This window comes from Entomohabitans teleogrylli (assembly GCF_001484765.1).
GTDB lineage: Bacteria > Pseudomonadota > Gammaproteobacteria > Enterobacterales > Enterobacteriaceae > Entomohabitans > Entomohabitans teleogrylli.
On record NZ_LLXO01000007.1, the window covers coordinates 1 to 24,667 of the forward strand.

The following is a 24,667-nucleotide window of genomic DNA, read 5'->3' on the forward strand; positions in this document are numbered from 1 at the left end:
CAGAAAAGCCTCATGCGCAAGCATGGGGCTTTTTTGTTTGTCTGATATTACCAGGGGCCAGAGCGCCCGGCCTGAGTGATCATCGATCACTTCGATGCGCAGGAAGTCGGCGCCAATAATCACTATGAACACGTCTGTTGTCGCGGGCTCATTGCCGGCGATGACCCGTCAGGAGCGATACATACCTGAACGATGTTATCCATGGAGAGGCTCCGGAGTTACGGTTCACTGGGGCCTGAATGGCGCTGACCAGGCGCTGAGGAGTGATTTCTGGCAGGGAAGAGCCGGGATCTTATAAAAGCTCCATGTTGGCTGCAGGTGATTTATTGTTTCCTTGCGGTTGTAGTAACTCCGCGAGCAACTGATCCTTGATAACATTATGAGTGGTAAGGATATGGCGACCATCGCCGGGTTGCTGGATATTTCTGTCAAAACCGTTTATGCCTGCCGTAACCGGATGATCGGTAATATGGGATTTAATACCACCAGTTCCGCTGCCCTGATGCTTTGCCGGGATCTCACCCGACTCCCTCCTCCATTCGATGGCGTAAGTAAGCCTGGCGATTAAAGGGTATGACTGTGTCAGTCAACAGGCATCCGGTGAAATATCGTTGGTCATGATACGATGGCAGACAACGGCAGGCGGGGTGTTACCGATCTGCGATTACTGTATTTTTACCACACAATGCGCAGCAGGAAATTGCAGATGAAGATGCTTTCTTTCACCGGTTCGCCCTGGCAGACGGGACAACAGCTCGGTCAGTTCGGGCGCGACGCTTATCATAAAAAAATTACCCGGACCTCCCTGTGGCAGCGGGTGATGGCCCTGAAAGATTCCGACCATGCCAGGCTGATGCAGCAACTGACCCAAAGCGCCTTTCCGGCGATTTTTTCCGAACTGGAGGGCCTGGCTGAGGGGCTTGATGCGCCGTTTGAGGAGGTGTTTGCCTGGAACTGTCGCGGTGATTTAGTTCGTTCAACTTCCGATGGTTGCACGACAGTGGCGGGGTTTTCCGACAATGGTGCATGGGCCATTGCTCATAATGAGGACGGTTTCCCCCAGTTACTTGAGGACTGTGCGCTGGTGACAATACGACCAGAAGCGGGGATGGCGTTTACCAGTTTTGCCTACCCGGGCTCCCTGTGTGGCCATACTTTCGCGGTGAATGAAGCGGGTCTTGTCAATACGGTTAACAATATTCGCGCTCTGGAGCGACCCGCGGGGTTGCCGCGTCAGGTGCTGGCGCGCGCCGCGTTGAATGCGGTTTCGCTGGATGAGGCGCTGACCATTTTGACGACGCAACCGCGCGCCGGGGCGTTTCACCATACGCTGGGGCAGATGGGCGATCGGCGTATGTTTAGCGTCGAGGCGACCGGTAGCGGTTATTCGGTGATGGAGATTCAGTCGCCGTTCGGCCATGCTAACCACGCCATCCATCCGCAACTGGATGGTATGGCGCAGGTGGTGACCGCCAGTTCCGCGGCGCGCCAGGAGCAACTGGAAGCGTGGAAAATGCAGGTGGCGGGCGAAACGCTGGCGCCGTTGGCAATGCAGGCGCTGCTCTCCGATAACCGGCATCCACAATTGCCGATTTACCGCCTGGCGCCGGACGATCCCGATGATGAAAATACCCTGGCGACGGCGCTGTTTACGCTGACGGATGCCTCTGTCACATGGCAGGTCTGGCAGCGGGATCGCCATATTCCGCTACTATCCGGTACGCTGAACGCCGTTTGATCATGCTGTAAATAGACCAGGGCCATCAAAGGTTTTTATCAGGGGGAGTGATGGTTTTATCAACGCGCCCGGCAACGGATTTCAGCATCGTACAACTGGCGGATATTCTTGCATTTTGTTTTCGCGGCTATCCGGTTGCGCTGTCGATGACACCGGAGCGGTTTGCCCGGCGTTTTATGGCTGAAGATCTTAGTCTGCCGGATTCCGTGGTCTGGATGGCGGGAGAGCAACCGGCGGCGATAGCGCTGGTGGCGCGACGCGACTGGTCCGCCAGGCTGGCGGCGTTTGCGGTCAGCGATACCCGGCGTGGCCAGGGGCTGGGTAAGCGTTGCATGGCGCAGGTTGTGGCGCAACTGGCGCGCGACGGGGTACGCGATATGCGTCTGGAGGTGCTGGCAGATAACGTGTCGGGTATGGCGCTCTATCAGTCGCTGGGGTTTGAGATTCAGCAACGGCTGTTGGGATTCAGTGCGACGGATTTGCCGGATGTGGGCGATTTATCCGCAGAAGAAAGATGGCAGGCGTTCGATCCCGCCGCTTTTCCGCCCCTGGCGCCCGGCGAGGCGCAGGCGCTGCCGTGGCAGATGGCGCCGGCAACGCTGAATGGCCTTCCCGGCGCTCTGTGGCGCTATCAAAACAACGCGTGGGCGGCTATCAGTCGGCTAACCGCAACGCCACAGTTGCGTTTGCTGTATGTGGCGCCCGAGCTGCGTAGGCAGGGGAAAGCGCTCGCGCTGCTGCAAGCGCTGGGGCGGCGCTGGCCGGGAATCAGCACGTCCGTCTGCGTGCCGGAACGATTTACGCCGCTGTTTACTGCGGCGGGTTATGCGCCCATGGCATTATCCCAGTACGAGATGCGGCTCAGTTTTCCACCCGTTCCCGACGTTGAATAAATACCCGCAGAGCGATGATCGATAGCCCGGCGCAGGCCAGGGTCATCAGATGAAAGGTATCACTGCCCCATTGTTGCCAGAGCCAGCGCGCCAGTTCAATGCCCAGCGCCATCAGCGCCAGCAGGATAATATTCAGCGTCGCGGAAACCGTGCCTTTCGGGGCGCTGTCGGAAAATAGCGTCAGGCGGAACAGTACCGGAAACATCAGTCCGACGCTCAGGGCGAACAGACTCATCCCGGCGACCGGGCCTGGCCAGCCCCCGGACAGCAGGTGGTCCAGCGCCAGCGCCAGCGGTCCGGCAGCAACCAGTAGCGGGGCTGAGCGGCGCAGAACCTTGTGATGGGCGTTTTTCCCGGCCAGATAGCCGGACAGCAGGTTGCCGACAATCACGCAGCCAAATACCGGTACCTGAGACCAGGCGTAACCGGTGCTGGACAGACCGCGATCCTGCATCAGCACCAGCGGTGATATCGCCACCCAGCTCATCAGGGGAATATAGATGGCGGTAATGGTCAGCGTACCGCTAAGGAAAACCGGGTTGGCAATAATGCTGCGGAAATCGCGCCAGATGGCTGACAGCGAAAAACGCTGGCCGCGTTGCTGTACGGTTTCCGGCATATACAGGAGTAGCCCGATACCGCCGAGAGCGCTCATGACGGCAATTGCGCCAAACATCATTTTCCAGTGGGCCAGGTGGAGGAAGACGGCGCCGAGTAGCGGCCCGATAATTGGCGCGACCAGGGTGATGGAGATGATGATCGACATCATGCGGATTGCCGTGGTTTCGCTGAATGCTTCCTGTACCGTAACGTAGCCCACCGTAGCGATAAAACACATACTGGTACCCTGAATAAAGCGGGCGATCAGGAACTGCGTCATGGTCTGGGTCGCCAGGGTGGCGAGACAGGCCAGGGTAAAGATCGCGGCGCCGGCAATCAACACCGGGCGGCGGCCAATGCGATCCGAGAGCGGACCGAGCAGCCATTGTAAAACCATCCCCCCCGCCATGTATAAACTGATCGAGGCCGGCGCCAGCGACGGATCGGCGTTGAAATCGCGCACCACGTACAGGATCCCCGGTTGGATCATGTCATTGGTCAGGTATGCGGCGAATTCATAGAGAATCAGCGCAGCGGGAAAGAGGTACAGTGTTTGCCAGGCAGTCCGGGCGGTCATAAATTCTCCCTTGGCGGCGTTAGTTATTGCGGTATTTCTGCCAGCGTCAGCAGCATCCCGCAGCGGGCGGCGCGCTCAAAGCCGCAGGCGGCCTGCTGTTCCAGCGCCGTGTGCAAATGTGCCGGTAGAACCGCTTCCGGCACGATGGTGAATCCCAGCCGTTGATAAAATGGCGCATTCCACGGCACCTGGCGAAAAGTTGTCAGAGTGAGGCCGCGAAATCCATGCCGGCGGGCATGGGCGATCACCTGCTCCACCAGCCGCCGTCCGATTCCCTGGCCCTGCCGCTCATGCCTGACGGATAACTCTTCGATGTACAGCGCGTCACCCTGCGGGCTGGCGTTGATAAATCCGATGGGGCGGTTCTGGTCGTCAGTCGCTACCCAGGCCAGGCGGCGGCGAATAAATTCCCGGTGGCACTCCTGACTCTGAATCTCGTCGTCAGCAATCCAGGCCAGCGCCGGTATGCTGAGAAATGCCTGGCCGGCGGAGCGTTCAATGTCACACAGCAGGGGGACATCCTGGAGCGTGGCGTGGCGAATCGATAACATCCATTTTCCTTAATCGGTCGTTAGCGGCAGATCAAACAGCTTAATTATCGCGCTGGCCGCCGCGAGAATCTCTGTACGCTGTTCTTCCTGGCGGCGGGCCAGAAACACGGTGATATTCAGCTTCCCGGCGAGTGCCGCGGTCAGCGGTCGGTAACACAGACCGGGACGCGAACCGGAACACACCGAAGCCGGCAGCAGGGCATAACCTTCACCTCTGGCCACCTGCGCCAGAACGCGCAGTGTGTCCTGGGCTTCCGGTTGACGCGTAAGCGGTATGTCCAGCGTAGCGAATACCGCTTCACATTTGTCATAAAAGGCCGGATTTTCCCGGCGCGCAAACCAGTAAAGCGGTAGATCCGCGAGCTGCGTTGGGCTCAGCGTTGGCTGAGCGGCTGCCGGATGATGTTCCGGTAACGCCAGCATCAGCGGTTCATGCCATAGCGCCTGATAGTACAGACGAGGATCGGCCAGTACGCGTTCTCCCACCAGAGCGAGGTCGAGGTCGCGACGCAGCAGACCGTTGAGTAACTGCCGGGAGCTTAATCCTTCGCTGAGAACGATCTCGCGCATTTCAGGGCGCGCCAGCGCCTGAGCAAAAGGGGGAATGGCGCGGAAATCCAGATTGCTGGTCATGCCCAGAACCGGAAGCGGCGTGGCGCTGGTCAGCGAGGGAATAAAATGCTCCATCTCCTGTAACCAGCGGCTGGCGAACTGCTCCAGGCGCTCACCGCTATGGGTCAGGGTGACGCGGTGAGTATCACGAATAAATAGCCGGGTACCGAGCTGCGCTTCCAGATTCTGGATCTGGCGCGTCAGGGGCGGCTGGCTGATACCCAGCTCGTCGGCGGCCTGACGGTAGTTGCGGTAGTGCGCTACCGCCAGAAAGCAGCGTAGCGCACGTACTCCGGGCAGGGAAGAAAAGGCAAACATAGCGGCTCCGGGCAGGGCTGATACTTTTTTTATATCACAGAATTAGCAATTCCGCTGCCGGGGAAGCCGTGGGAAGGTGGTCAGGCAATCACAGGAGGAAGTATGAAATACCTGACATTACGCCACACTTCACAAAGCGCTGTCTCGCTGCCGGTTATTGGTTTCGGGGCGATGGGCATCTCTGAATTTTATGGCGCCACCGACGACGAACAAGCGCGGGAGGCGCTGGCATACGCTCTGGATCACGGCGTAACGCACTTTGATACCGCGGACTGCTACCAGTTCGGCGACAATGAACGCTGGCTCGGGCAGGCGTTGTCCGGTACACCGCGGGGATCTTATCTGGTGGCCAGCAAGGCAGGGATCGTGCGCGATCGCCACGACCCGGCGGCACGTGGAATTTGTATTGATGCGAATTATATTCAGCGCCAGCTGGAACAATCGCTGGCCAATCTCAACACCGATTATCTCGATCTGTTTTACATCCATCGTCTGCCGCCGCAGGCCACTGAGAGTGAGCTGACGGCGCTGGCCGGACGGCTGGCAGAGTTGAAGGCGCAGGGCATGGTGCGGGCGATTGGTCTTAGCGAACCGCGACTGTCCTGGCTACAGTTTATCCACCAGCGCTGCCCGGTGAGCGTCGTGCAGTCAGAGTTCAGCCTGCTGGAGCGTACAGTGGAACGCAATGGCGTGCTGGACTGGTGCCGCGAACAGCAGATCGCTTTTGTCGCTTACAGCCCGCTGTGCCGCGGTCTGTTGACGGAGGGATTTCAACTGCCGTCGGATAGCGCTGATTTCCGGCGCGCGCTGCCGCGCTTTAGCCCGCATAATCTCGAACATAACCAGGCGCTGGCGGCGCAACTGGCCGCTGTCGCCCGGCGCCACGGGATGACGCTACCGGCGCTGGCTATCGCCTGGCTGATCGGGCAGGGGGTCGCGGTCATTCCGGGAATGCGTAAGGCGCAGCGCGTGGAGGAAGCTCTGTCCGCACTGGCCTGCAATTTGACGCCGCAGATGCTGGAGGAACTGGAGGCGCTGCTTAGCGCCCACCCGGTGCAGGGGCTCCGCTATGCTCCACAGGCGATGCGCGCCTTCGGATTTGATAGTGAGAGGGGCTGATCCGTTGTCAGGCGGCAGATAAAAAAGGCCGGAGTATCACTCCGGCCCTGATCCCGCCAGCAGCCAGCAATCTTAGCCCTGCCCGGGTTCTGCCTGAGCGGCATCGTGGGTTGCCACCACCTTAATATCCACCATACCGATCCCCAGTTGACGCGGTGAGTGACCGAGGATATTGCCTTCGTTGGTGGACTGCGGGTCAGGCGGCACAATGGTCAGCACGTTACTGCGATCCGGGTTATCGAAATGCAGTGTTGTGGTGCTGACGTCATTGCCCAGCGTCACAGTCTGCTGCTGGTTGCCCACCCGAACCGGGATTGGCCGATTGGCATTGGGGCCAAAAGCTTTGGCGGTGATCACCAGATCGAATTTCTCCGGTAGCGGGTCGTTATATTCAATGGTCACTTCCGGCGCCAGCCGCGCATTGGACCAGCGGCCCCAGTCTTCCGGCCGCGAAATGCCGGCGAACTTTTTAACGCTTTGCGGTGCTCCCGCAACGCTGAATACAAAATTGTCCGACGGGTAGCGAATATCATTGTCGTTAATCTTCAGCATATCGACATATTGCTGGTAGCGCCCCATGTCAATCACGCTGCGGCCAAACGCCGCTTTTGCAGACCACTGCGGGCTGTCAACCCGCTGCACAGTTTGGGTTCCTCCTAATTGCCCCTGGGAAACGCACAAGTCGGTGGACAGCGCCAGTTCAGGTTTCCACAGGCGCGCCATCTTGTAGCAGCGATCGACCCAAATAAAGTTGTCCCGCGGGGCGAAATTGGCCAACTGGTAGCGCAGTGGTGCGGAATACTCGCTTTCCGGCAGCGGTTCTACGCGGTCATCGGAAACCCGCAGCAACAGCGGCAAACGGAAGCGTGAACCGGAAAAGGCAATGCTGTTTTTCTGCTGATCGATAGTGAAATCATCGATTTTCTTCGGGAAGTTCCACAGCCTGATCACGTCAGGTTTCCAGGCGAGGATTTTCTCTTTCATGTTCAGGAACACGGTCGACAGCGATTCTCCGGACAAACTGCTGCGTCCCAGACCAAGATAGTTGTCGCCACCCAGCATATCCAGCACCGTGGCGCCGTTATCCATCGCGTTGCGTTTCACTCCGTTCAGTTCCGCCTGCGGGTTATCGCCGCGCAGGATAAAAAACAGGTTGTTGCGATCGTGCTGGTTAAGGTATTTCCAGGCGCTATTGTTCATCGCCAGATGGTCGGAAGAGACGACAATGATGGTATCTTTAAACCACGGCGAGGCTTTGATTTTTTCAATCAGCGCCGCAACATGCTGCTGGCTGCAGGTCACCGCGCTAAAGGACTGGTTCACCTTGCCGTCAAAGGTATAGCTTTTGCGCTCGCAACTGCGGGAAACAAACCCGTCCGGATGGTGGGTATCAACGGTCAGGGTAAACAGCGAGAAACGCTTACCGGCCTGCGACAGCTCTTCATATTTCTTCCACACCTGATCGAGCACCACATCGTCGTAAAAACCCCAGTCGTTACGATAGTTGGGATCGTCGACCACGGTTTTCAGTTCTTCCGCCCCGTAGAGGTGATCGAAACCGTGGGATTTCAAAAACACGTCTTTTCCGGCGAAGCGCAGGTTGGCGCCCTGGATAAAGTAGTTTTCATAACCGGAATTCTTCAGGATATCCCCCAGACAGACGTTCTGCGGGAAGAAGCTCGAAACCGACGATGAGGCGTTGCCCTCAAAGGGCGCGAACAGCGGGACACCACACTGCGAGGCCACCATCCCGGCGATCGTGTAATCCATCCCCGGTAACTGCCCGGTATGGCTGAAATCCAGCCCTTCAGATTTCAGTTTCCCCAGTTCCGGCGTCAGACCGGGGAAGGCCTGGTCGTTAAAATAGGTACGCTCCAGGCTCTCCCCATAGATGTACACCAGATTATATTTGGGCGTCGGAATGGTTTTTCCGGGCTCTTTATAATAGATACGAAAATCCGGGTCGCCGTCACGGGTCTGGGATTTCACCAGTTCGGTTATCTGGCGGAACGCCGGACTGGCATCCACTGACGCCAGCGCCAGTACCAGTGCCAGTAGGCTATAGCCCATATGGTGGGGCAAATGACTACGGCGGCGCAGTAGCCAGGCAAGGCCGCCAAATACCGCCGTCAGTACCAGTATCAGGCCTGCGCCTGGTAGCAGGTACTTACTGACTCCCGCTCCGGCCAGGCTGTTGGTCAGCGTGTAGAGTACCGCGTCGTTGATCCCTTCGCCGGTAAAATAGTTACTGGCATAAAGGGTGATATTCAGGATAACAAACAGGCCAAGCACGACCAGGGTGGCAATAAACCACCAGGTATTGCGGCCCGCTTTAAGGGCATAAATCGCGATTGAAGCAATAAACAGCGCGACAGAAAGTAACTCTGACAACTCCGAAACCTCATCCAGAACTAAACGACCCTGCGAACAGGCGCCCATGACATTTTTCGCTGCTCAATTTAACGACGTTGTCATGTTGCTGCAATGCTACCTTCAAAGAACTGTGCCTTTATTCAGACTTAGTTTAGAAAAGCAATATTGTGTGTCGCGTCACATCAGAGGATTCTTTTTTTTTGTGTTGGTCGTAGCGGCCGGGTTGGTGTAATTAACTGTCCATTAGTCAGTTGTTAAATTTATTGCCTGCTGTTACGTGAACTATCTGACTTCATGTTGAGCGCTGTTAGCGGGCATTTGCTCCTTCTGGCGCGTCGGGAGAAAATCTCTCTTTTTTCCTCTGGTCTGGTAAATGAGTTTATTTTTAATTATTTGTTTATTGAATGTATTTTCTGGCGTCCGCTGTGTGGAGAAGACAAAGGAGAGAAAAATTTTCTCCCGGAAGCGGATAGCCCGCGGTATTTGAGTAAAAATTTCTTCGGCTGGTCAATTACAGTAATCACTATTGAGACTGCGCGACCAAAGAGATGTGCTATGAATGCCGAATACTCCCCATTATTAATGGAATGGCTGAAAAGAGAAGTTACGCCGGCGCTGGGCTGTACTGAGCCGGTTGCCGTGGCGTTCGCCGCAGCCTGTGCGGCCAGCTATCTTCCGTCCTCCTGCGAAAGTATCCGCGGATTCATTTCCGCTAACCTGTACAAAAACGCAATGGGCGTGACGATCCCCGGTACCAGTGTCTCCGGCGTCGCGCTGGCGGCAGCAATTGGCGCGTTGGGCGGCGATGCGCAAAAGGGGCTTCAGACGCTGCAGGGAATTAGCGGCGCTGTGGTGGGCCAGGCTCAGGAGCTGGTCGCCGCTGGCGCCGTGGCGATCGAAGCCCGGGATACCGCGGATTTTATCCATATTGATTTAACGCTGCAGGCTGGAGAACACTGTTGTCGGGTGGTGGTGATCGGGGCCCATACCCGGGTCGTTGGACTGTATGTGGATGGTGCGCCGGTGACGATCCCCCAGGCTGGCGACGGCGATCAACAGCGGGAACTGGCCGGATTTACCGTGGGTGAAGCGTTCAGATTCATCAGTCAGATCCCGGCGGCGGAAATTGCGTTTATGCTGGAGGCGGCGCGGCTCAATATGGCCCTGTCGGCTGAGGGGCGCCAGCGTAAATATGGCCTCAACATTAATGGTACCCTCGCGGCGGCGGTAGAAAGCGGCATGATGAGTAATGATCTGATGAGCGCCATTATCATTAATACCGTTGCAGCTTCTGATGCCCGTATGGGCGGCGCGGCGGTGCCGGCTATGTCGAATTTTGGTTCCGGCAACCAGGGAATTACGGCCACGATCCCGGTTGTGACCGTGGCTCGTCACCTGAACGTCGACGACGATACCCTGGCCCGGGCGCTGGCGCTGTCCCATCTGGTGGCGATTTCAATTCATGCCCGCTATACCCGGCTTTCCGCGCTGTGCGCGGCGTCAACCGCGGCAATGGGGGCGGCAGCGGGTATGGCGTGGCTGTTCAGCCGGGATCTGAAGGCGGTGAACAGCGCCATCATCAATATGGTCAGCGACGTCAGTGGCATCATTTGCGACGGCGCATCGAACAGTTGTGCAATGAAAGTCTCGTCAACGGTATCCAGCGCCTTTAAAGCGGTGCTGATGGCGCTACAGCAGAGCCAGGCCAGCGCTAACGACGGAATTGTCGGCGAGGATGTGGAGCAGACTATCGATAATCTGTGTCGCCTGGTGGTCAGGCCGATGGCGCACACCGATAAAGAAATTATTACCATTATGGCCAGTAAGTAAGCGCCCGCAAAGCAGGGAAGTGAAGGGAGCGCGGAACGGCTCCCTTTTTGCTGTCAGGACAGGTAGTTGACGCCCTGTTTGAGCACCAGATCGCAGGCTTTGGTTTTGACCTTTTCCGCCAGCGGCGTGCTGCCGATATTATTCAGATTCAACTGCTGCCCGTTGCCTGTGTTGAGCAGACCCATCAGACCCTGCTGATAATCGGTTTTCTGCTGTTCCTGGGCGCTGGATAGCCCAAGCTTATCCAGTAACTGGTTCTTAACGTTTTCTGTGCTGGTGGCGGCGACCAGTTTCTGTTTCATACAGTACTGGAGGATACCCGCGGCGTTGGTCATGCTGCCGGAGCTCAGGGCCTGATTGCCGCCGTTAAGCAAACTGGTCAGCGACGCGATGGAACTGCCGCTCTGGCTGGTGGAGGTTCCCGACTGGCTGAGCTGCCCGGCGGCGCTGGAAAGTTGATCCTGCCAGTTCGCGGCCAACGCAGAGGCGCTGAACAGGGTTGCGGCCGCGAGGGCGGCATAAAGACTACGGTGTGAAAGCTTCATAGCGATACTCTTGTCAGGATGTGTCCCACCATGGCATTCAGTGGTGACGGACAGGATGGCGCACGGCGGTACGCCTGTTGCGAGCAGCATAAACCTGCATCGGGCAGGGAGCCCGCGTTTATTAAGTAAAGTACAGGGTTCCGGATTATTCCTGGCAAATCAGTATTCTTTACCGGTTACCCGGCTGCGATAGCTGTCCCAGTTGAAGATCACCCACAGGCTGTTGCCGAGACGCATACGATCCATGACGCGTTCGCCCAGCAGCTTGTTCATTTCATCCATATTGCTGTTGGTCAGCATACCGGTAGGGCGTTTGGAGGAGGAGCGACGATCGACTAGCTGATTGATGATTACCTTTTCATAGCGGGATTCGGTCTGCATGCCGATCTCATCGATCACCAGCAGGTCGACATTGCTCAAATCGTTCAGTAACTGCTCCTCACTGGTCTCCCGGTTGCCAAAGGTGCCTTTCATCGCCGACATGATATCGGCGACAGTGATGATCAGGACTGATTTGCCGCGTAACAGCAGTTCGTTGCAGATCGCCGCGGCGAGGTGGTTTTTACCGGTCCCCGGTTTACCGGAAAAAATAAAGCTGGCGATGTTACCGTCAAACTCTTCCACATACTGGCGCGCTTTGGACAGCGCGTTCATCTGCCCCTCGTTTTCCACCCGATAGTTATCAAACGAACAATTCTGATGCAGCGGACGAATACCGGAACGGTTAAAGGTGCGCTGCATCTTCATGGCGCGATTCTCGCGGGCGAGGGCCGCCGAGCGCAGTTCACCCTGCTCTTTTTGCCAGGCCAGTAACTCTTCCCCGGTTTTGAAGGCCGGTTTGATATTGGCCGGCATCATTTTTTGCAGGCGTTTCATGAGTTCAGCAACGTCTTTCATCTTCAACCTCTGAAGCCCGGTGGAATTTGATTATCGGGTTCGCTGACGGCGTTAATATCGCGCGGCGGCTGGCCGCCGTTACGCATCCGGCCGGTCTGTACGCTGCGGGCCAGTTTTTGCTGCCATTGAACGTGATGGAATACTTTGCCTTCCGCCTGCCAGTAGGCGATAAAAGCCGCCAGCTCTTCGTCGGTAACTGGCTGAGTCAGGGCGATGCCCCATAGCGCGGCCAGACGCTGGAAATCCACATCGGGCTGCCAGGTGGAATACATGGCGAATTTACCCAACGGGGCCGCAGCGGGAGCAGCGGACGGCTCTTCAAAGAACGGCGCCTCCAGCGTGACATCGCTGACGGGCGCTGCCAGCTTTTCTTCCAGCGCCAGCAACTGCGCCAGCCGTTCCGGCGTCAGCGCGTAAAAGGCCGGCGCGTTATTGGCGAAGACAGCCACGGCGCCGCTTTGCGCTTTTGCCAGGACTGGCGCGTAATCCTGCATGAAAGCTTCAATAGCGCTCACATCGGTCGTCAAAATTCGCGATGACATAACATATCTCAATACCAGGCAATAAATAGAAAGGGCGTCAGACCACATAGTAGCATAGCGTGAAGGGCGGGAGGAGGTCGTGACGCCCGCAGTTGCCTGCGGGCCAGGTTCACACCCGCGGACGTTTGCGGTATAGCCACAGCCCCGGCAATGAAAGCCCGATGGAGAGCGCGCCAACAATAAAGGCCGCCTTCAGAAAGTTGGTCACCAGAGTTATCATCAGCGGCTCGCTGTAGCCGAAATGGGCCAGTTTGACCGCGGAAATCATGGCGGTATAGGCATAAATCCCCGGAAACATCGGGATAACCGCCGCCACGGTAAAGACTTTCGGATGCGCCAGATACCAGCGCGACCACTGAATCCCGATACTCCCCACCAGAATAGAAGCAATAAACGTACTCCATTCAATACCGAAGCCGGTGGTCATCAGCACCATGCGTGTGGCATGGCCGATGGCGCCGAGTAGCGCGCACCAGGGCAGGGCGCGCATCGGTACGTTGAATACCATCGCGAAACCCACCGCCGGGATGGCGGAAAGCGCCATATCCTGCACCAGCGTCACAATAAACGTGATTATGCCCATCCGCGCAGCCCCCAGAGCGTGAGCGCCATAACGACGCCGATACAGGTAGCGAGCGTCAATAGACTGGCCATCGCCCAGCGAGCCAGACCAGTATTGACGTGTCCTTTAAACATATCGGCGACGGCGTTAATCAGCGGGAAGCCGGGAACCAGCAGTAATACGCTGGCGGCCATAGCGATGGTTGATGTATCGGCAAACGGCGGCGTAGCCAGCAACAACCCGGAAACCGATGTCGCCACAAAGGCGGTAAGGCAAAAGTTGATCTGCGGATGCATGTGGCGCTGTGTCAGCGTCTGGCGAACGTACATGGCGATCGCGCCGGCAAAGAACGCGACCAGCGCGCCGTCCCAGCCGCCGTCGTTCAGTTTACAGAAGCAGCCGCAGGAGAGTCCTACCATCAGCACCACCGCCCAGCGTGGGTAGCGCAGCGGCTTAATATGCGCAAAACGCTTCTCCACTCCCTGATGGTCCAACAGGCGGTGCTCGGCCATAATCACAATGTGCTGGACTTCTGTGACTACGTGCATGTTGATTCCGCGATCGATGTTTTTACGCGTAGAGGTCAGGCACTGGCCGTCTTTAATGGTGGTCAGCACGATAGCATTCGCTGAGATCGAGCTTTCTACACTGTCCATCCCCAGCGCTTTCCCCAGCCGGGTAGAGAGTTCTTCAACCAGCGCGCTTTCTGCTCCGTGCTGGAGTAAAAACAGCGCGCACTGTATGCTTAAGCGGGTAATCTCCCGCTGACTGGCGTCCTGAATCGTCATGGTAAATCCGGGAATCAAAGTAAGCTGTTCGGCAAATCGAACCCACATTATTACCACAGTGCGGGTAAAACGACGGGGCGGTCTTGATCAAATTTTCGTGACTTATTCATGGTTACTCTTTTTTACATCATGAACGTGACTTGCATCACGTTTTTCTCTGGGTGTGTGTATAAGAACCCTACAGATTTTTATAAGTTTTATTGCGGCAAGGTTAGGTGTTTTATATATCAGCTAAATAGATTGGTGGTTATGACAGCAGGAAGAGCAAAAAAAGAATCATGAGTTGGATTAATGAAACGCCTGGCAATGAATTGTGTATTATTTTTTTATATGAATGATATATCTTTTTATGAAATGTTATTTATTAATATGAATTTATAGAACTAATGTTAATCAGGGGAATGGTTGTCCGTTGAATATTCTTGTCAATGATAACGCTCGGTTTTTAAAGTATATTTTAAATGATTCGGTTGATGAAATTATTGATATTTGCTTCTCATTAGTATGGGTGATGTAAAGAGGTGTGTGGATAATATAGCGAGTGAGAATGATTTTCATATTTTATGTATAGCCATTTTTATACTATATCGTAGGGTGAATACATTATTTATTGGCTAACTATAAAGTGGTTTTTCTGAATTATATTATCAAGGATGTTTGTTGACAGCAGTTCTATCTCTTTTTAAAATGCATATGCTTTAAATTTTTTTATAATTATACGGTAAATCATATCTATTGAGTCCGTCTATATAACCTATTGAATACATTGTTGTATTTTTGCTATTTCAGTTTGTGATTTTCTCTGCGCTTTTGGGATAGTGATTATTCATGGAATTGATTAATTGCGATTAATTATAAAATTTTCATATGAATTGTGATAATACTACAGGAGGTAGATATGTTACATGGAAGCCAACGGATTATTGTTATGAGTCGTTTTCCCCTGGTGGTAATGGGGTTGAGCCAGGGGATTAGTAAACATTTTTCCTCGTATTCCGTCTTTTTTTGCCCGGGAACAAATGTTCTTTCAGCGGAATTATTAGCACAGTCTGCACTATTAGTCGGCGATCTCAGCGGCGAGCGGGAAGAGATCGAAAGTGATATCCGCACAATAACCGCGCTTCAGGAAGGATGCATTACACCCGCGATATTTTTAATTCCGGGAACCGTCGCGCCAGAGCTCATTGAACCGCTACTAAAATCCGGTAATACATTACTCTCTAACCGTCTGTCACTGGAAGAGTTAATTGGCGCTATCCAGCAAACATTGTCGAAAGATGATTTAACACATTCGCCGCTGGAGCCAGATACCGGTAGCCATAATGATATTTCCGCACAAACCAGTATGTTGTCGCTGACGTTGTCGGAGCGCAGGGTGTTGCGTCTGCTGGCGAAGGGCTGGAGTATTAATCAGATTTCATCATTGCTGAATAAGAGTAATAAAACCATCAGCGCGCAAAAAAATAGTGCGATGCGGCGTTTATCATTACGCAGCAATGCCGAGATGTATGCATGGATAAACAGTTTGCATGGCATGTGGGAATTAAATCTTCTGTCTTCTAAAAAGGAGGCCGGAGAATGGAACTAATGCGTCCTTCCAGAAATATCGCCCTCATTGAACAGTGCGCCATGAGTACCGTCGGTATTCGCATGTTATTGCGGGATAATGCTTTTAGCGCAACCCAACTGCACTGCTTTCAGCATTACGAAGAGTGCCGAAAAACTCTTGATAGCGGGCAATATAAAACGGTTATTTTTTCCCTTAATGGTACCCGCGAACATCGGCGGGAATGTTTTATGTCTTTAACCGAGCTGGCCAACCGCTTTCCCGATACGCAACGGGTGGTGATGGCCAACGACAGCGTTGAATCGCGTCTGGTTTGCCAGTTACTGTCGGTACCGTTGCACGGCGTATTTAATAAAACCGAACCGCTGGCCCATTTTCGTGAAGGGCTGTCGCTGCTGTTAAGCGATCGCGGTAGAGACAGCGACACCCAGCATAACCACTGGTATCTGAGCCAGACAGTACGCATGCTGAGCCCGACTGAGCGGCGGATCCTGCAGTTTCTGACCGATGGCTACTCTATCTCGCAGATAGCACAGCATCTTAACCGCAATATTAAGACAATACGCGCCCACAAATTCAATGCTATGACCAAGCTGGGCGTCCACAAGGATATGGATTTGCTTAACGCTGCCGATATTGTTCTCAGCCGTCCGGGCGCCTGCTAAGTTTTTCCCCGATACCCTCTCATTTTGAGAGGGTTTTTTCTGCCTGTAATAAATCATTATAAAACATATAGATGTGTTTATTTTGTAATATTTATCATCCTTATATTACACTATGAAATAATTAGTCTGATACGCAACTGCGTGATAACTGCTATAAACATTTTATTAACATAATGTTAATCAAGGGTTGGCGTCGCCATCCCGACAAGGTCACCTCACCCTCTCCTTGCCAGGCCATGGCGCGCATTTCACTGCTTTGCGCGGTTTTTTGAAAGACAGGACAATTCTATGTTTACTCCTCTTAACTGGACGCCCGTTCAGCGCCATGTGGCGACCGCCAGTTTCTCGGCCTGGATGCTGGATGCGTTTGATTTTTTTATTCTGGTGTTTGTGCTCAGCGATCTGGCGGGTTATTTCCAGGCCAGCATGTCGGAGGTGTCTCTGGCTGTTATGCTCACCCTGGCCGTCAGGCCAATTGGCGCATTGTTGTTTGGTCGGCTGGCGGAAAAATTCGGGCGGCGGCCGATTCTGATGCTCAACATCACTCTGTTTTCCATTTTCGAGTTGCTTTCCGCCTGGTCTCCTTCTTTTGAGGCCTTTCTGGCATTCCGCCTGTTTTACGGCATTGCGATGGGCGGAGTCTGGGGCGTCGCCTCTTCGCTGGCCATGGAAACCATTCCGGATCGTTCGCGCGGTCTGATGTCAGGGATCTTTCAGGCGGGCTATCCGTGTGGATACTTACTGGCTTCCGTGGTTTTTGGGCTGGCCTGGGAATGGGTGGGATGGCGCGGGATGTTCCTGATCGGCGCGCTACCGATTCTGCTGCTGCCGTATATCTGGTTTAAGGTGCCGGAATCGCCGGTCTGGCTGGCGGCGCGGCAGCGTAAAGAGAGCACGGCGCTACTGCCGGTGATTCGCACCCACTGGAAGCTATGTCTGTATCTGGTGGCGGTGATGGCCTGCTTTAACTTTTTCAGTCACGGTACTCAGGATCTCTATCCCACCTTTCTGAAAGTGCAGCACGGTTTTGAACCACATACCGTCAGTATTATCGCTATCTTCTATAACATCGCCGCGATGCTGGGCGGTATTTTCTTTGGCTCGCTGTCAGAACATATCGGGCGTAAGAAAGCGATGATGATTGCCGCTTTTCTGGCGCTACCGGTACTGCCGCTGTGGGCCTTTTCCAGCGGTTCTTTTACCATCGGCCTTGGCGCATTCCTGATGCAGTTCATGGTACAGGGCGCCTGGGGCGTGGTTCCAACCTGGCTTAATGAGCTGGTACCCGCCAATGCGCGCGCCGTATTGCCTGGGTTTGTCTACCAGTTAGGCAATCTGATCGCTTCGGTAAATGCGACCCTACAGGCCAGCATTGCCGAGCACCATCAGGGGGATTACGGTTTTGCCATGGCCTGCGTCGCCGGCGTCGTTGCGGTATTGATCTGTACCTTCGTCGCTTTCGGCCGGGAAACTCGCGGTATGGTGATTACCGACAGAGTCAACGGTGAAGCATCACAGCATTCCGCTCACTGACAGACATCCACCCACTCGGCGCGGGTGATTTCCGCCAGTCGCTGCGGTGAAATACGGATGGCGCTATGGATGGCGCCTGCCGCTGGCAGAACTTCATCGTACTGGCGCAGAGAGATGTCGCAGTAGACCTCCAGCGGATTTTCCAGACCGAATGGACAGACACCGCCCACCGGATGGCCGGTACAACTGACGACCTCATCACTACTCAGCATACGGGCTTTCGCTCCGAACACCTCTTTGAGTTTTTTATTGTCGAGGCGGGTGTCGCCTTTCGCCACGATCAGAATGACCCGATCTTTTATCTTGAGAGACAGCGTTTTGGCGATTTGTCCGGGTTCTACCCGGTGCGCGGCGGCGGCAAGCTCAACGGTGGCGGTACTTTGGTTCAGTTCGATGATTGCGATGTCGGGGGCATTTTCGGCAAGGAACTGCCGGACAGACTGCAGGCTCATGCTTTTCTCCTGGTGATTTCGGCAAATAATCTGTCACAAGCGGGGGCCTGCTGTAAACCGTTAGCATTCACGGTGATACGGCGTGCGTGCAGGGTCTCATCCTCCTGCCGTGGATATTTACAATATGCATGGATAGCGCTAGTTTCTGAATGGTATTGCTAATTTTTGGAATAATCATTCAATTGAGGGATGTGACATGGACAGGAGAACGCTGCTTAAATCATCAGGATTATTATTGGGTGGGCTAACGTTAGGGCGCTTTTTGACCGGGACGGCGCACGCCGGCCAGACGGCGACAATGTCGGTTTTAGGCGGTATTGGCGCGCTGCAGGCCCCGTCGCAGGCCCATCCACTGCTGCTTAATTTTAACGAAAATTCACTGGGCATGTCGCCTCTGGCGCGTCAGGCGATAGTGGAGGCGCTTCCCCAGGCATTTCGTTACCCGGATGCCGCCAGAGAGGCATTAATTGAGAAAATAGCCCGGGCGCATCAGCTGGAAACGGCGCAAATTTCGCTGGGCAACGGTTCGTCCGAGTCGATTCAGGCGGCGGTACAGATGGCCGTTTTCCAGGCTCGAAAAGCGGGTAAGGCGGTACAACTGGTCGTGCCGGATCCGACGTTTAACTACGCTGAGCTGTATGCCTCCGCACTGGGAGTGACCGTGGTTAAAGTGGCGTTGAACGCTAATCTGGCGTTTGATATCGCCGCATTGCAGCAGGCCGCGGCGGGTTTTGACGGGGTTTCGATTATCTATCTGTGTAATCCGAACAACCCGACAGCAACGATCGCGCCATCCAGCCAACTGGAATCATGGATCACGTCCGCGCCGGAAAATAGCTGGTTTATCCTTGATGAGGCCTACGCCGAGTTTGTTACCGATCCCGCTTTCCGTAGCGCTATCGGGCTGGTTAAACAGGGCCGCAAGAATCTGATTGTGACCAGAACGTTCTCGAAAATTTATGCGCTGGCTGGGTTGCGTATTGGCTATGCCGTCGCTCACGCGGATATCATTGCGCAGACGGAAGCGTTCATGTCGCTGGACAATACCAATATGACGGGCGCGGTAGCGGCGCTTGCCTCCCTGGAAGATCGCGCTTTCCTGGCCAACAGCCTGGCGTCGACGGACGCGGCGCGTAAAATTGTCACCACGGCGCTGGATAAACTGGGGCTGGAGTATCTGCCTTCGCAGGCAAACTTTATTTTTCACAAAGTACCGGGAGAAGTGAAAACCTACCAGCAACGGATGAAAGAACACCATGTGTTTGTCGGCCGGGAGTTTCCGCCGGCGACGGGCTGGAATCGCCTGACTCTGGGCACGCCGCAGGAGATGAGTCAGTTTGTGGATATCCTGAATACTTTCAGAGAGAAAGGATGGGTATAAGGTCGCAGTGCCTGTAACAGTAAAAAAACAGCCGGGCGCTGTGGCCCGGTTGGTTACCTGCCGGCGGAAACTGTTTATTTCAGCGTGCAATCGCCGCACTGAGCGACGCCCGGTAGCCGGTTACGCTGGCAGCAGGTGCGCCGCGCGAGCAGGCCGTCACGAACGATCATCGTACGAAACAGCGGGTTTACATCGCCGTTGAGCAACAGGGGATCAAAGAAGAGCGGCTGGCGAAGTTCATTGAACAGCGTCTCGCCGATAAGCGGTTTGATCTCATTCAGGAACCAGCCTGCCAGATAGCCGGTATTGCTCCAGATAAGTTTGCCGTTGATATCCCCGGTCTGCTCCAGCGCTTCCACCAGCGGAGCGACCACGCCGCGCCACAAAATTTCCAGGCGCTGGCGGGGGCTCTGGCGACTGGTTGCCTGGTCCGGGCGGGTATCGATATCGAACTTAGCTGCCCGGCCGGTTTCGTGAAACCGGGCATAAATACGTCGGGTCGATAAGTCCGGTACCAGCGGTTGTGTCAGCATTATCAGCATCAGCGGCGGAACCAGCAGGCCGATATACCACTGGGTCCACAGGGATTTCAGCGGCTTATTTTCACGATGCTTGTGCGGATCGTTGCGGTAAATATGATCGCTGTAGACGGCCAGCAGGGAGGCCAATACGACCGGCTGGCGCCATTCATCCAGCGTCATCCCCCGCTGCGCAGGCTGCCGGGTAAAGGTTATCAGTTCGTTGAAGTAGGGGCGCCGGGCGGCAAAACTATCATGCAGGGTCTGGCTGAGCGGCGGAGCGCCAACTGCCATATCCGGGGGACGGATTGACTCATCCAGGAGTAAAGCGCTTCGCAGGGCCATGAATGTTACCATAAATCTAAATGATAATTATTTTTAATATTATCTTTCTGACCAAATGGTGACAAGGGGAATCTCGGTTTATGACGGCATTCCTGACTGGTCATACTGATCGGCGGTAAGGATATGGTTGCGCCCCATCCGCTTGGCGGCATATAGCGCTTTATCTGCCTGAGCCAGGGCGGGGGCAACATCCGCTGTCGGCAGAGGGGCAATACCGATACTCACCGTGACACTGGTCGCTACGCCGTCATTGAACAGATGTGGGATTTTCAGCTCGAAGATCTGCTGGCGGATGCGCTCCGCCGTCTGGCAGGCATGCTCAATACTGGTATTGGCAAGAACTATCATAAATTCTTCGCCGCCGTAGCGGGTCACAATATCCCGGGAACGCACCGCATTGCGGATCGCGCTGGAAACCCGGATTAGCGCCTGATCGCCCATCGCGTGGCCATAGTGATCGTTGTAGGCCTTAAAGTGATCGATATCCAGCAGCAGAATATGATGGGGTTGATCAAAGTGCAGGTTATCGAGACGGTTTTGCAGGCCGCGCCGGTTATACAGTCCGGTAAGCGGATCCAACATACTCAGATCGTTCAGCGTCTCTTTTTCCTGCTGGAGTCGATTCATCAGATCCAGCGCAAAGGCATCATTACGCTTCTGTATCAGGTACTGGATAGTGATACCGATAGTGGGCAGCGCGACAGAATACAGGATGTGCAGCAGATGTTCGCCACGATCCAGCCAGATAATAGTCAATGTGGGGGGCAGACAATGCAGGCAAAACGCCAGAACATTATTGATAAAGGCAATGGCGCCAATAAATAAAATACTCAGTAGAGCAATTAACAAATATGCGGCGCCCGGATCGCTAATCATGCTGTTTTTCAACCAAATATGCCACGACCACAACAATCCAAATAATAACGAGGTGATATTATTATTCATCAGCCTGGCGCGATTTATCCACTGCCAGCCCAGCAGCAGGCTCGCCGCCAGAATCATCGTCACAGGCAGAGTGAACCGCGGTGTATTGGGGGCTGGATTAGCGATACTGAACAGTGCCGATATGGCATTGAGCAGAATAAACAGGTGCGATGAGAGCCGGGATTTTTCATCCAGTAGCGCTCTCCAGGTTTGGGCCATCATATTTTGCGTCGTTGTGTAATCTGTCGTGTCAGGAAAGCCCGGGCAATATAAAGAGGGCGTCGCGAAAAAATATACCGTGATATTCCAGTAGGCTGAGGCGCCAGCGACCGATTGCGCGGCCTGTTCCCGGACTTTTCCCGGAACGGAGCATTTGCAACGCTCTGCCCGGCCGGTTTAATGGATTAGGGTATGTTTCGCGGCGATCCGGATTTTGATTGGCTTAAGAATTTTCCGGGTGAATTTATCACCAATAATCATTCGTGTCATTACTGAAAACCAGAAATGGTCGTCAGCGCATTTGTCTTGCTGACAGATGAGAAATTTTATCATATGATATTAGTTATCATTCTTATTTCTGCGACAGGTGCTGACGATGCAAAAGAGACTGGAGAGTGGATGGGGGATGCTTCTGCCCGGCCTGCTGGTGCTGACGCTGGCGATGTGGGATCTGACATTCAGCGAATGGCGCGTGCTGCTGGTTGCGGCGCTGCTCAGCACCTCGGGGATGCTGTTTCACAAACGGCTGCGTCATTTTATTTTGTTACCGTCCTGCGTGGCGTTCGCCGGTAGTTTGTTGATGCTGATGATGAGTCTGGGGCTGTTTGCCGGAAGATAACCGGAAGAGATAAATCGCAGGGAAATAACAGGAAGTGGTGCGAAGAGAGGGACTTGAACCCTCACGCCCGTTAAGGCACTAACACCTGAAGCTAGCGCGTCTACCAATTCCGCCACCTTCGCACAGGGTTGATATCATTTCGCATTGGTGCGAGGGGGGGGACTTGAACCCCCACGTCCGTAAGAACACTAACACCTGAAGCTAGCGCGTCTACCAATTCCGCCACCTTCGCGCAGTGCGAACGATATCTTGCGTGGTTGTTGGTGCGAGGGGGGGGACTTGAACCCCCACGTCCGTAAGGACACTAACACCTGAAGCTAGCGCGTCTACCAATTCCGCCACCTTCGCATACCGGCAATACTGTAGAAAGTATCGCAACCACGGAGGCGCATTCTAGATGTTTTCTGAACTTCGTCAATAGTTAATTGAACGCCGCTTTTCCGACTGGCGCAAAAAACGGCACTCGTCGCAAAAATTAGCGCTTCGCGTTGCGCCCCATCACCGCCCGGTAAACTTTGAAACGCCCGGTCTGGGCAATCACTTCGTGGTTACCGAAGGTTTCATCCAGCTCCCGCGGGTAAGGGAGAAAGGCGTTGGCGACAATCCGCAGTTCGCCGCCGATATTCAGATGGCGCACCGCGCCGCGGATCAGGCTTTGCGCCGCGTCCAGGCTGGTCTGCAGGCCATCATGGAATGGCGGGTTGGAGACAATCATATCGAAACGGCCGTGAATGTCGGAAAAGACATTACTGGCGATGACTTCTCCGCTGATATCGTTAACCTGTAATGTGGCGCGACTGGCGGCGACCGCCGGCGCGGAGACGTCGCACAGGGTTAGACGCACTTTCGGCGAATGTCTGGCGAGGGTGGCGGCCAGCACACCAGCTCCGCAACCCACATCAAGCACTTTACCTTTGGTATGCGGCATAAGGGTGGAAACCAACAACTGGCTGCCGGGATCCAGCCCGTCGCGGCTGAACACGCCCGGCAGGGTTTTAATGGTCAAGCCATCGACCTGATATTGATCCCACCAGTCGTCGGCATTGAATGAGGGACGGTTTTCCAGGCGGCCATGATACAGCCCGCAGCGACGGGCGCTGTCTACTTTATTCAGCGGTGCGAATGCCGCCAGCATCTGCTCGGCGCTGCGCACTCCGCTGCGATTCTCCCCGACCACGAAGATGTCGCAGCCAGTCGGCAGCAGCGACAGTAAGTTCAGCAACTGAAACTGTGCCTCAGGTTTGTTTTTCGGCCAGTAATAGATCAGAGTGTCGCTGTCAGCAATAGTGTCAGCGTCTGCCGCCAGGCCGTAGCTGGCCTGCTCGCCCATACGCGCGCTCAGGGTCTGCCAGTGATGGTACTGCTGGGTAAATGCCCGGCTTTGCGCGCAGGTGAAGCGGGCAGGCAGGTCATCCTGCAGGTCGCCGGCGAATAAAATGCGGCTATCCTGGAAATCATCACTGTGGCGTAGCAGCACTTCGCTGGCCGGGGTTAACGCAGACATGGCAACACTCCTTCTCAAACAGAGCGGCGATTATACACGTAATCCAGCGGGCTGCCTCTCTGTTGGCTGCGGTCGTGGCATGCCGCGGCCGGATTTGCTATATTTGCGCCCTCCCATCGTAAAACAGGTTTCGCTATGGCTTCCCGACGTGACTGGCAATTACAGCAGCTGGGTATTACCCGCTGGATATTGCGTCGCCCGGCGGTGTTGCAGGGCGAAATCGCGATTGCGCTGCCGGAACATATTCGTCTGGTGGTGGTGGCGCAACCCGCGCCGGCCCTCGACAACCCGCTGATCGGCGATGTGTTGCGCAGCATGGCGCTGACGCCGGACCGGGTACTGCCGTTGACTCCCGATCGGGTCGCGATGCTGCCGGAGAAACACCGCTGCAATAGCTGGTGTCTGGGCGTGGATGTGCCGCTGGGGTTAAGCGGCGTCAGGCTGGTCTCTCCCGGTCTGGAAGAACTTCAGCACAGCGGCGCGGCGCGGGCCGCGCTGTGGCGACAAATTTGCGAACATGAACAAGATATCTTTGCTACTGCCGGCTGACCTGGCGGCGGCGTATGCCATTGAGCAGCGCAGTCACGCGTTTCCCTGGACGGAAAAAACCTTCTCCGGCAATCAGGGAGAGCGCTATCTGAATTTCAAACTGGAAACTGACGGCGTAATCGCCGCTTTTGCCATTACCCAGGTGGTGCTGGATGAGGCTACGCTGTTTAATATCGCCGTTGATCCGCGTTACCAGCGGCGTGGGCTCGGCAGAGCGCTGTTAAGTCACATTATCAGCGAACTTGAGGCGCGCAATGTGCTGACCCTGTGGCTGGAGGTGCGGGCGTCGAACGCGGCCGCTATCGCCCTGTATGAAGATTTGGGATTTAACGAAGCCACGGTGCGGCGTAATTACTACCCTACGGCCGGCGGGCGGGAAGACGCGATTGTGATGGCGCTGCCGCTGGGTTAACGGCGGGTGAATCAGACACTGAAAACCGGGATAA

25 protein-coding genes and 3 tRNA genes are annotated in these 24,667 nt (G+C 55.1%); 12 read left to right on the forward strand and 16 right to left on the reverse strand.

Translation table 11 applies throughout. The features are described 5' to 3' along the window. Positions 1-364 precede the first annotated feature (364 nt). The 3 genes from AQ981_RS26110 (at position 365) to AQ981_RS12700 (ending at position 2,631) form a co-directional block, all read left to right on the forward strand. Positions 365-568: a helix-turn-helix domain-containing protein gene (locus AQ981_RS26110; RefSeq protein ID WP_275935308.1), complete on the forward strand. Its 204-nt coding sequence runs from the start codon at positions 365-367 to the stop codon at positions 566-568. A 138-nt stretch (positions 569-706) separates the two neighbouring features. Further along, positions 707-1,738, forward strand: coding sequence for a C45 family autoproteolytic acyltransferase/hydrolase (locus tag AQ981_RS12695; protein WP_058912111.1), 1,032 nt, complete (start codon positions 707-709; stop codon positions 1,736-1,738). Positions 1,739-1,788: 50 nt separating this feature from the next. After that, positions 1,789-2,631 (forward strand): GNAT family N-acetyltransferase, encoded by an 843-nt coding sequence (locus AQ981_RS12700; RefSeq protein ID WP_058912112.1) that lies wholly within the window; start codon positions 1,789-1,791, stop codon positions 2,629-2,631. Here the strand turns inward: AQ981_RS12700 and AQ981_RS12705 are convergent. Genes AQ981_RS12705 through AQ981_RS12715 form a run of 3 tightly spaced genes read right to left on the reverse strand, consistent with a single transcriptional unit; the run spans position 2,600 to position 5,289 of the window. Then, positions 2,600-3,808, reverse strand: coding sequence for an MFS transporter (locus AQ981_RS12705; RefSeq protein WP_058912113.1), 1,209 nt, complete (start codon positions 3,806-3,808; stop codon positions 2,600-2,602). The two genes, AQ981_RS12700 and AQ981_RS12705, sit on opposite strands and share 32 nt — an antisense overlap. A 23-nt stretch (positions 3,809-3,831) precedes the next feature. Further along, complete coding sequence (locus AQ981_RS12710) at positions 3,832-4,359, reverse strand: GNAT family N-acetyltransferase (RefSeq protein WP_058912114.1); 528 nt, start codon at positions 4,357-4,359, stop codon at positions 3,832-3,834. Between the two features lie 9 nt (positions 4,360-4,368). Beyond that, positions 4,369-5,289 (reverse strand): LysR family transcriptional regulator, encoded by a 921-nt coding sequence (locus tag AQ981_RS12715; protein WP_058912115.1) that lies wholly within the window; start codon positions 5,287-5,289, stop codon positions 4,369-4,371. 102 nt (positions 5,290-5,391) lie between these two features. Between AQ981_RS12715 and AQ981_RS12720 the strand changes: the two genes are divergently transcribed. Then, entirely contained in the window at positions 5,392-6,408 is a 1,017-nt protein-coding gene (locus tag AQ981_RS12720; RefSeq protein ID WP_058912116.1) for an aldo/keto reductase, read from the forward strand. A gap of 72 nt (positions 6,409-6,480) precedes the next feature. Here the strand turns inward: AQ981_RS12720 and opgB are convergent, their stop codons facing one another. Further along, positions 6,481-8,799, reverse strand: a complete 2,319-nt coding sequence (opgB, locus tag AQ981_RS12725) for a phosphatidylglycerol--membrane-oligosaccharide glycerophosphotransferase (protein WP_058912370.1) — start codon at positions 8,797-8,799, stop codon at positions 6,481-6,483. Between the two features lie 537 nt (positions 8,800-9,336). Here opgB and AQ981_RS12730 point away from each other — a divergent pair. Further along, positions 9,337-10,611 carry an L-cysteine desulfidase family protein gene (locus AQ981_RS12730; protein ID WP_058912117.1) on the forward strand — a complete coding sequence of 425 codons (1,275 nt, stop codon included), beginning with the start codon at positions 9,337-9,339 and terminating at the stop codon, positions 10,609-10,611. Positions 10,612-10,664: 53 nt separating this feature from the next. On the opposite strand, the gene AQ981_RS12735 is transcribed toward AQ981_RS12730, so the two are convergent. The 5 genes from AQ981_RS12735 to AQ981_RS12755 all read right to left on the reverse strand — a co-directional run bounded on the left by AQ981_RS12735 (position 10,665) and on the right by AQ981_RS12755 (position 13,945). Beyond that, on the reverse strand, positions 10,665-11,156 hold the full coding sequence (locus AQ981_RS12735) for a YjjA family protein (protein ID WP_058912118.1): 492 nt from the start codon (positions 11,154-11,156) through the stop codon (positions 10,665-10,667). 159 nt (positions 11,157-11,315) lie between these two features. Further along, positions 11,316-12,053 carry a replicative helicase loader DnaC gene (gene dnaC / locus AQ981_RS12740; protein WP_058912119.1) on the reverse strand — a complete coding sequence of 246 codons (738 nt, stop codon included), beginning with the start codon at positions 12,051-12,053 and terminating at the stop codon, positions 11,316-11,318. A gap of 2 nt (positions 12,054-12,055) precedes the next feature. Next, entirely contained in the window at positions 12,056-12,595 is a 540-nt protein-coding gene (gene dnaT, locus AQ981_RS12745) for a primosomal protein DnaT (protein WP_058912120.1), read from the reverse strand. Positions 12,596-12,704: 109 nt separating this feature from the next. Beyond that, entirely contained in the window at positions 12,705-13,178 is a 474-nt protein-coding gene (locus tag AQ981_RS12750; RefSeq protein WP_058912121.1) for a threonine/serine exporter, read from the reverse strand. Beyond that, positions 13,169-13,945 (reverse strand): threonine/serine exporter family protein, encoded by a 777-nt coding sequence (locus tag AQ981_RS12755; RefSeq protein ID WP_058912122.1) that lies wholly within the window; start codon positions 13,943-13,945, stop codon positions 13,169-13,171. Before AQ981_RS12755 ends, AQ981_RS12750 begins: the two co-directional genes overlap by 10 nt. A gap of 898 nt (positions 13,946-14,843) precedes the next feature. Here AQ981_RS12755 and AQ981_RS12760 point away from each other — a divergent pair. From AQ981_RS12760 to AQ981_RS12770, 3 genes are all read left to right on the forward strand, one after another. Further along, the gene (locus AQ981_RS12760) at positions 14,844-15,533 is read left to right on the forward strand and encodes a response regulator transcription factor (protein ID WP_058912123.1); all 690 of its coding nucleotides are present in this window, start codon (positions 14,844-14,846) and stop codon (positions 15,531-15,533) included. Next, entirely contained in the window at positions 15,524-16,177 is a 654-nt protein-coding gene (bglJ, locus tag AQ981_RS12765; protein WP_058912124.1) for a DNA-binding transcriptional activator BglJ, read from the forward strand. Before AQ981_RS12760 ends, bglJ begins: the two co-directional genes overlap by 10 nt. A 288-nt stretch (positions 16,178-16,465) precedes the next feature. Continuing rightward, entirely contained in the window at positions 16,466-17,710 is a 1,245-nt protein-coding gene (locus AQ981_RS12770) for an MFS transporter (protein WP_058912125.1), read from the forward strand. Here AQ981_RS12770 and AQ981_RS12775 read toward each other — a convergent pair. Next, complete coding sequence (locus AQ981_RS12775; protein WP_058912126.1) at positions 17,704-18,162, reverse strand: YbaK/EbsC family protein; 459 nt, start codon at positions 18,160-18,162, stop codon at positions 17,704-17,706. The genes AQ981_RS12770 and AQ981_RS12775 overlap by 7 nt on opposite strands. A gap of 196 nt (positions 18,163-18,358) precedes the next feature. Between AQ981_RS12775 and AQ981_RS12780 the strand changes: the two genes are divergently transcribed. Beyond that, positions 18,359-19,543 carry a pyridoxal phosphate-dependent aminotransferase gene (locus tag AQ981_RS12780; protein ID WP_058912127.1) on the forward strand — a complete coding sequence of 395 codons (1,185 nt, stop codon included), beginning with the start codon at positions 18,359-18,361 and terminating at the stop codon, positions 19,541-19,543. Between the two features lie 74 nt (positions 19,544-19,617). On the opposite strand, the gene fhuF is transcribed toward AQ981_RS12780, so the two are convergent. Together fhuF and AQ981_RS12790 are read right to left on the reverse strand one after the other, a co-directional pair. Further along, entirely contained in the window at positions 19,618-20,406 is a 789-nt protein-coding gene (gene fhuF / locus AQ981_RS12785) for a siderophore-iron reductase FhuF (protein ID WP_058912128.1), read from the reverse strand. Positions 20,407-20,484: 78 nt separating this feature from the next. Further along, positions 20,485-21,552 (reverse strand): GGDEF domain-containing protein, encoded by a 1,068-nt coding sequence (locus AQ981_RS12790; protein ID WP_058912129.1) that lies wholly within the window; start codon positions 21,550-21,552, stop codon positions 20,485-20,487. A gap of 373 nt (positions 21,553-21,925) precedes the next feature. Between AQ981_RS12790 and AQ981_RS12795 the strand changes: the two genes are divergently transcribed. After that, positions 21,926-22,168, forward strand: a complete 243-nt coding sequence (locus AQ981_RS12795; RefSeq protein ID WP_058912130.1) for a DUF1435 domain-containing protein — start codon at positions 21,926-21,928, stop codon at positions 22,166-22,168. Between the two features lie 35 nt (positions 22,169-22,203). On the opposite strand, the gene AQ981_RS12800 is transcribed toward AQ981_RS12795, so the two are convergent. From AQ981_RS12800 to rsmC, 4 genes are all read right to left on the reverse strand, one after another. Beyond that, a tRNA-Leu gene (locus tag AQ981_RS12800) sits at positions 22,204-22,290 on the reverse strand. A gap of 23 nt (positions 22,291-22,313) precedes the next feature. Then, positions 22,314-22,400: transfer RNA gene (locus AQ981_RS12805), tRNA-Leu, on the reverse strand. 29 nt (positions 22,401-22,429) lie between these two features. Continuing rightward, positions 22,430-22,516 (reverse strand) — tRNA-Leu (locus AQ981_RS12810). 127 nt (positions 22,517-22,643) lie between these two features. Beyond that, positions 22,644-23,672 (reverse strand): 16S rRNA (guanine(1207)-N(2))-methyltransferase RsmC, encoded by a 1,029-nt coding sequence (rsmC, locus tag AQ981_RS12815; RefSeq protein WP_058912131.1) that lies wholly within the window; start codon positions 23,670-23,672, stop codon positions 22,644-22,646. Positions 23,673-23,807: 135 nt separating this feature from the next. Here rsmC and AQ981_RS12820 point away from each other — a divergent pair, with 135 nt between their 5' ends. Continuing rightward, positions 23,808-24,221, forward strand: coding sequence for a DNA polymerase III subunit psi (locus AQ981_RS12820; protein ID WP_058912132.1), 414 nt, complete (start codon positions 23,808-23,810; stop codon positions 24,219-24,221). Continuing rightward, on the forward strand, positions 24,190-24,633 hold the full coding sequence (gene rimI, locus AQ981_RS12825; protein ID WP_058912133.1) for a ribosomal protein S18-alanine N-acetyltransferase: 444 nt from the start codon (positions 24,190-24,192) through the stop codon (positions 24,631-24,633). The genes AQ981_RS12820 and rimI overlap by 32 nt, the downstream gene beginning before the upstream one ends. The last annotated feature ends 34 nt before the right edge of the window (positions 24,634-24,667 follow it).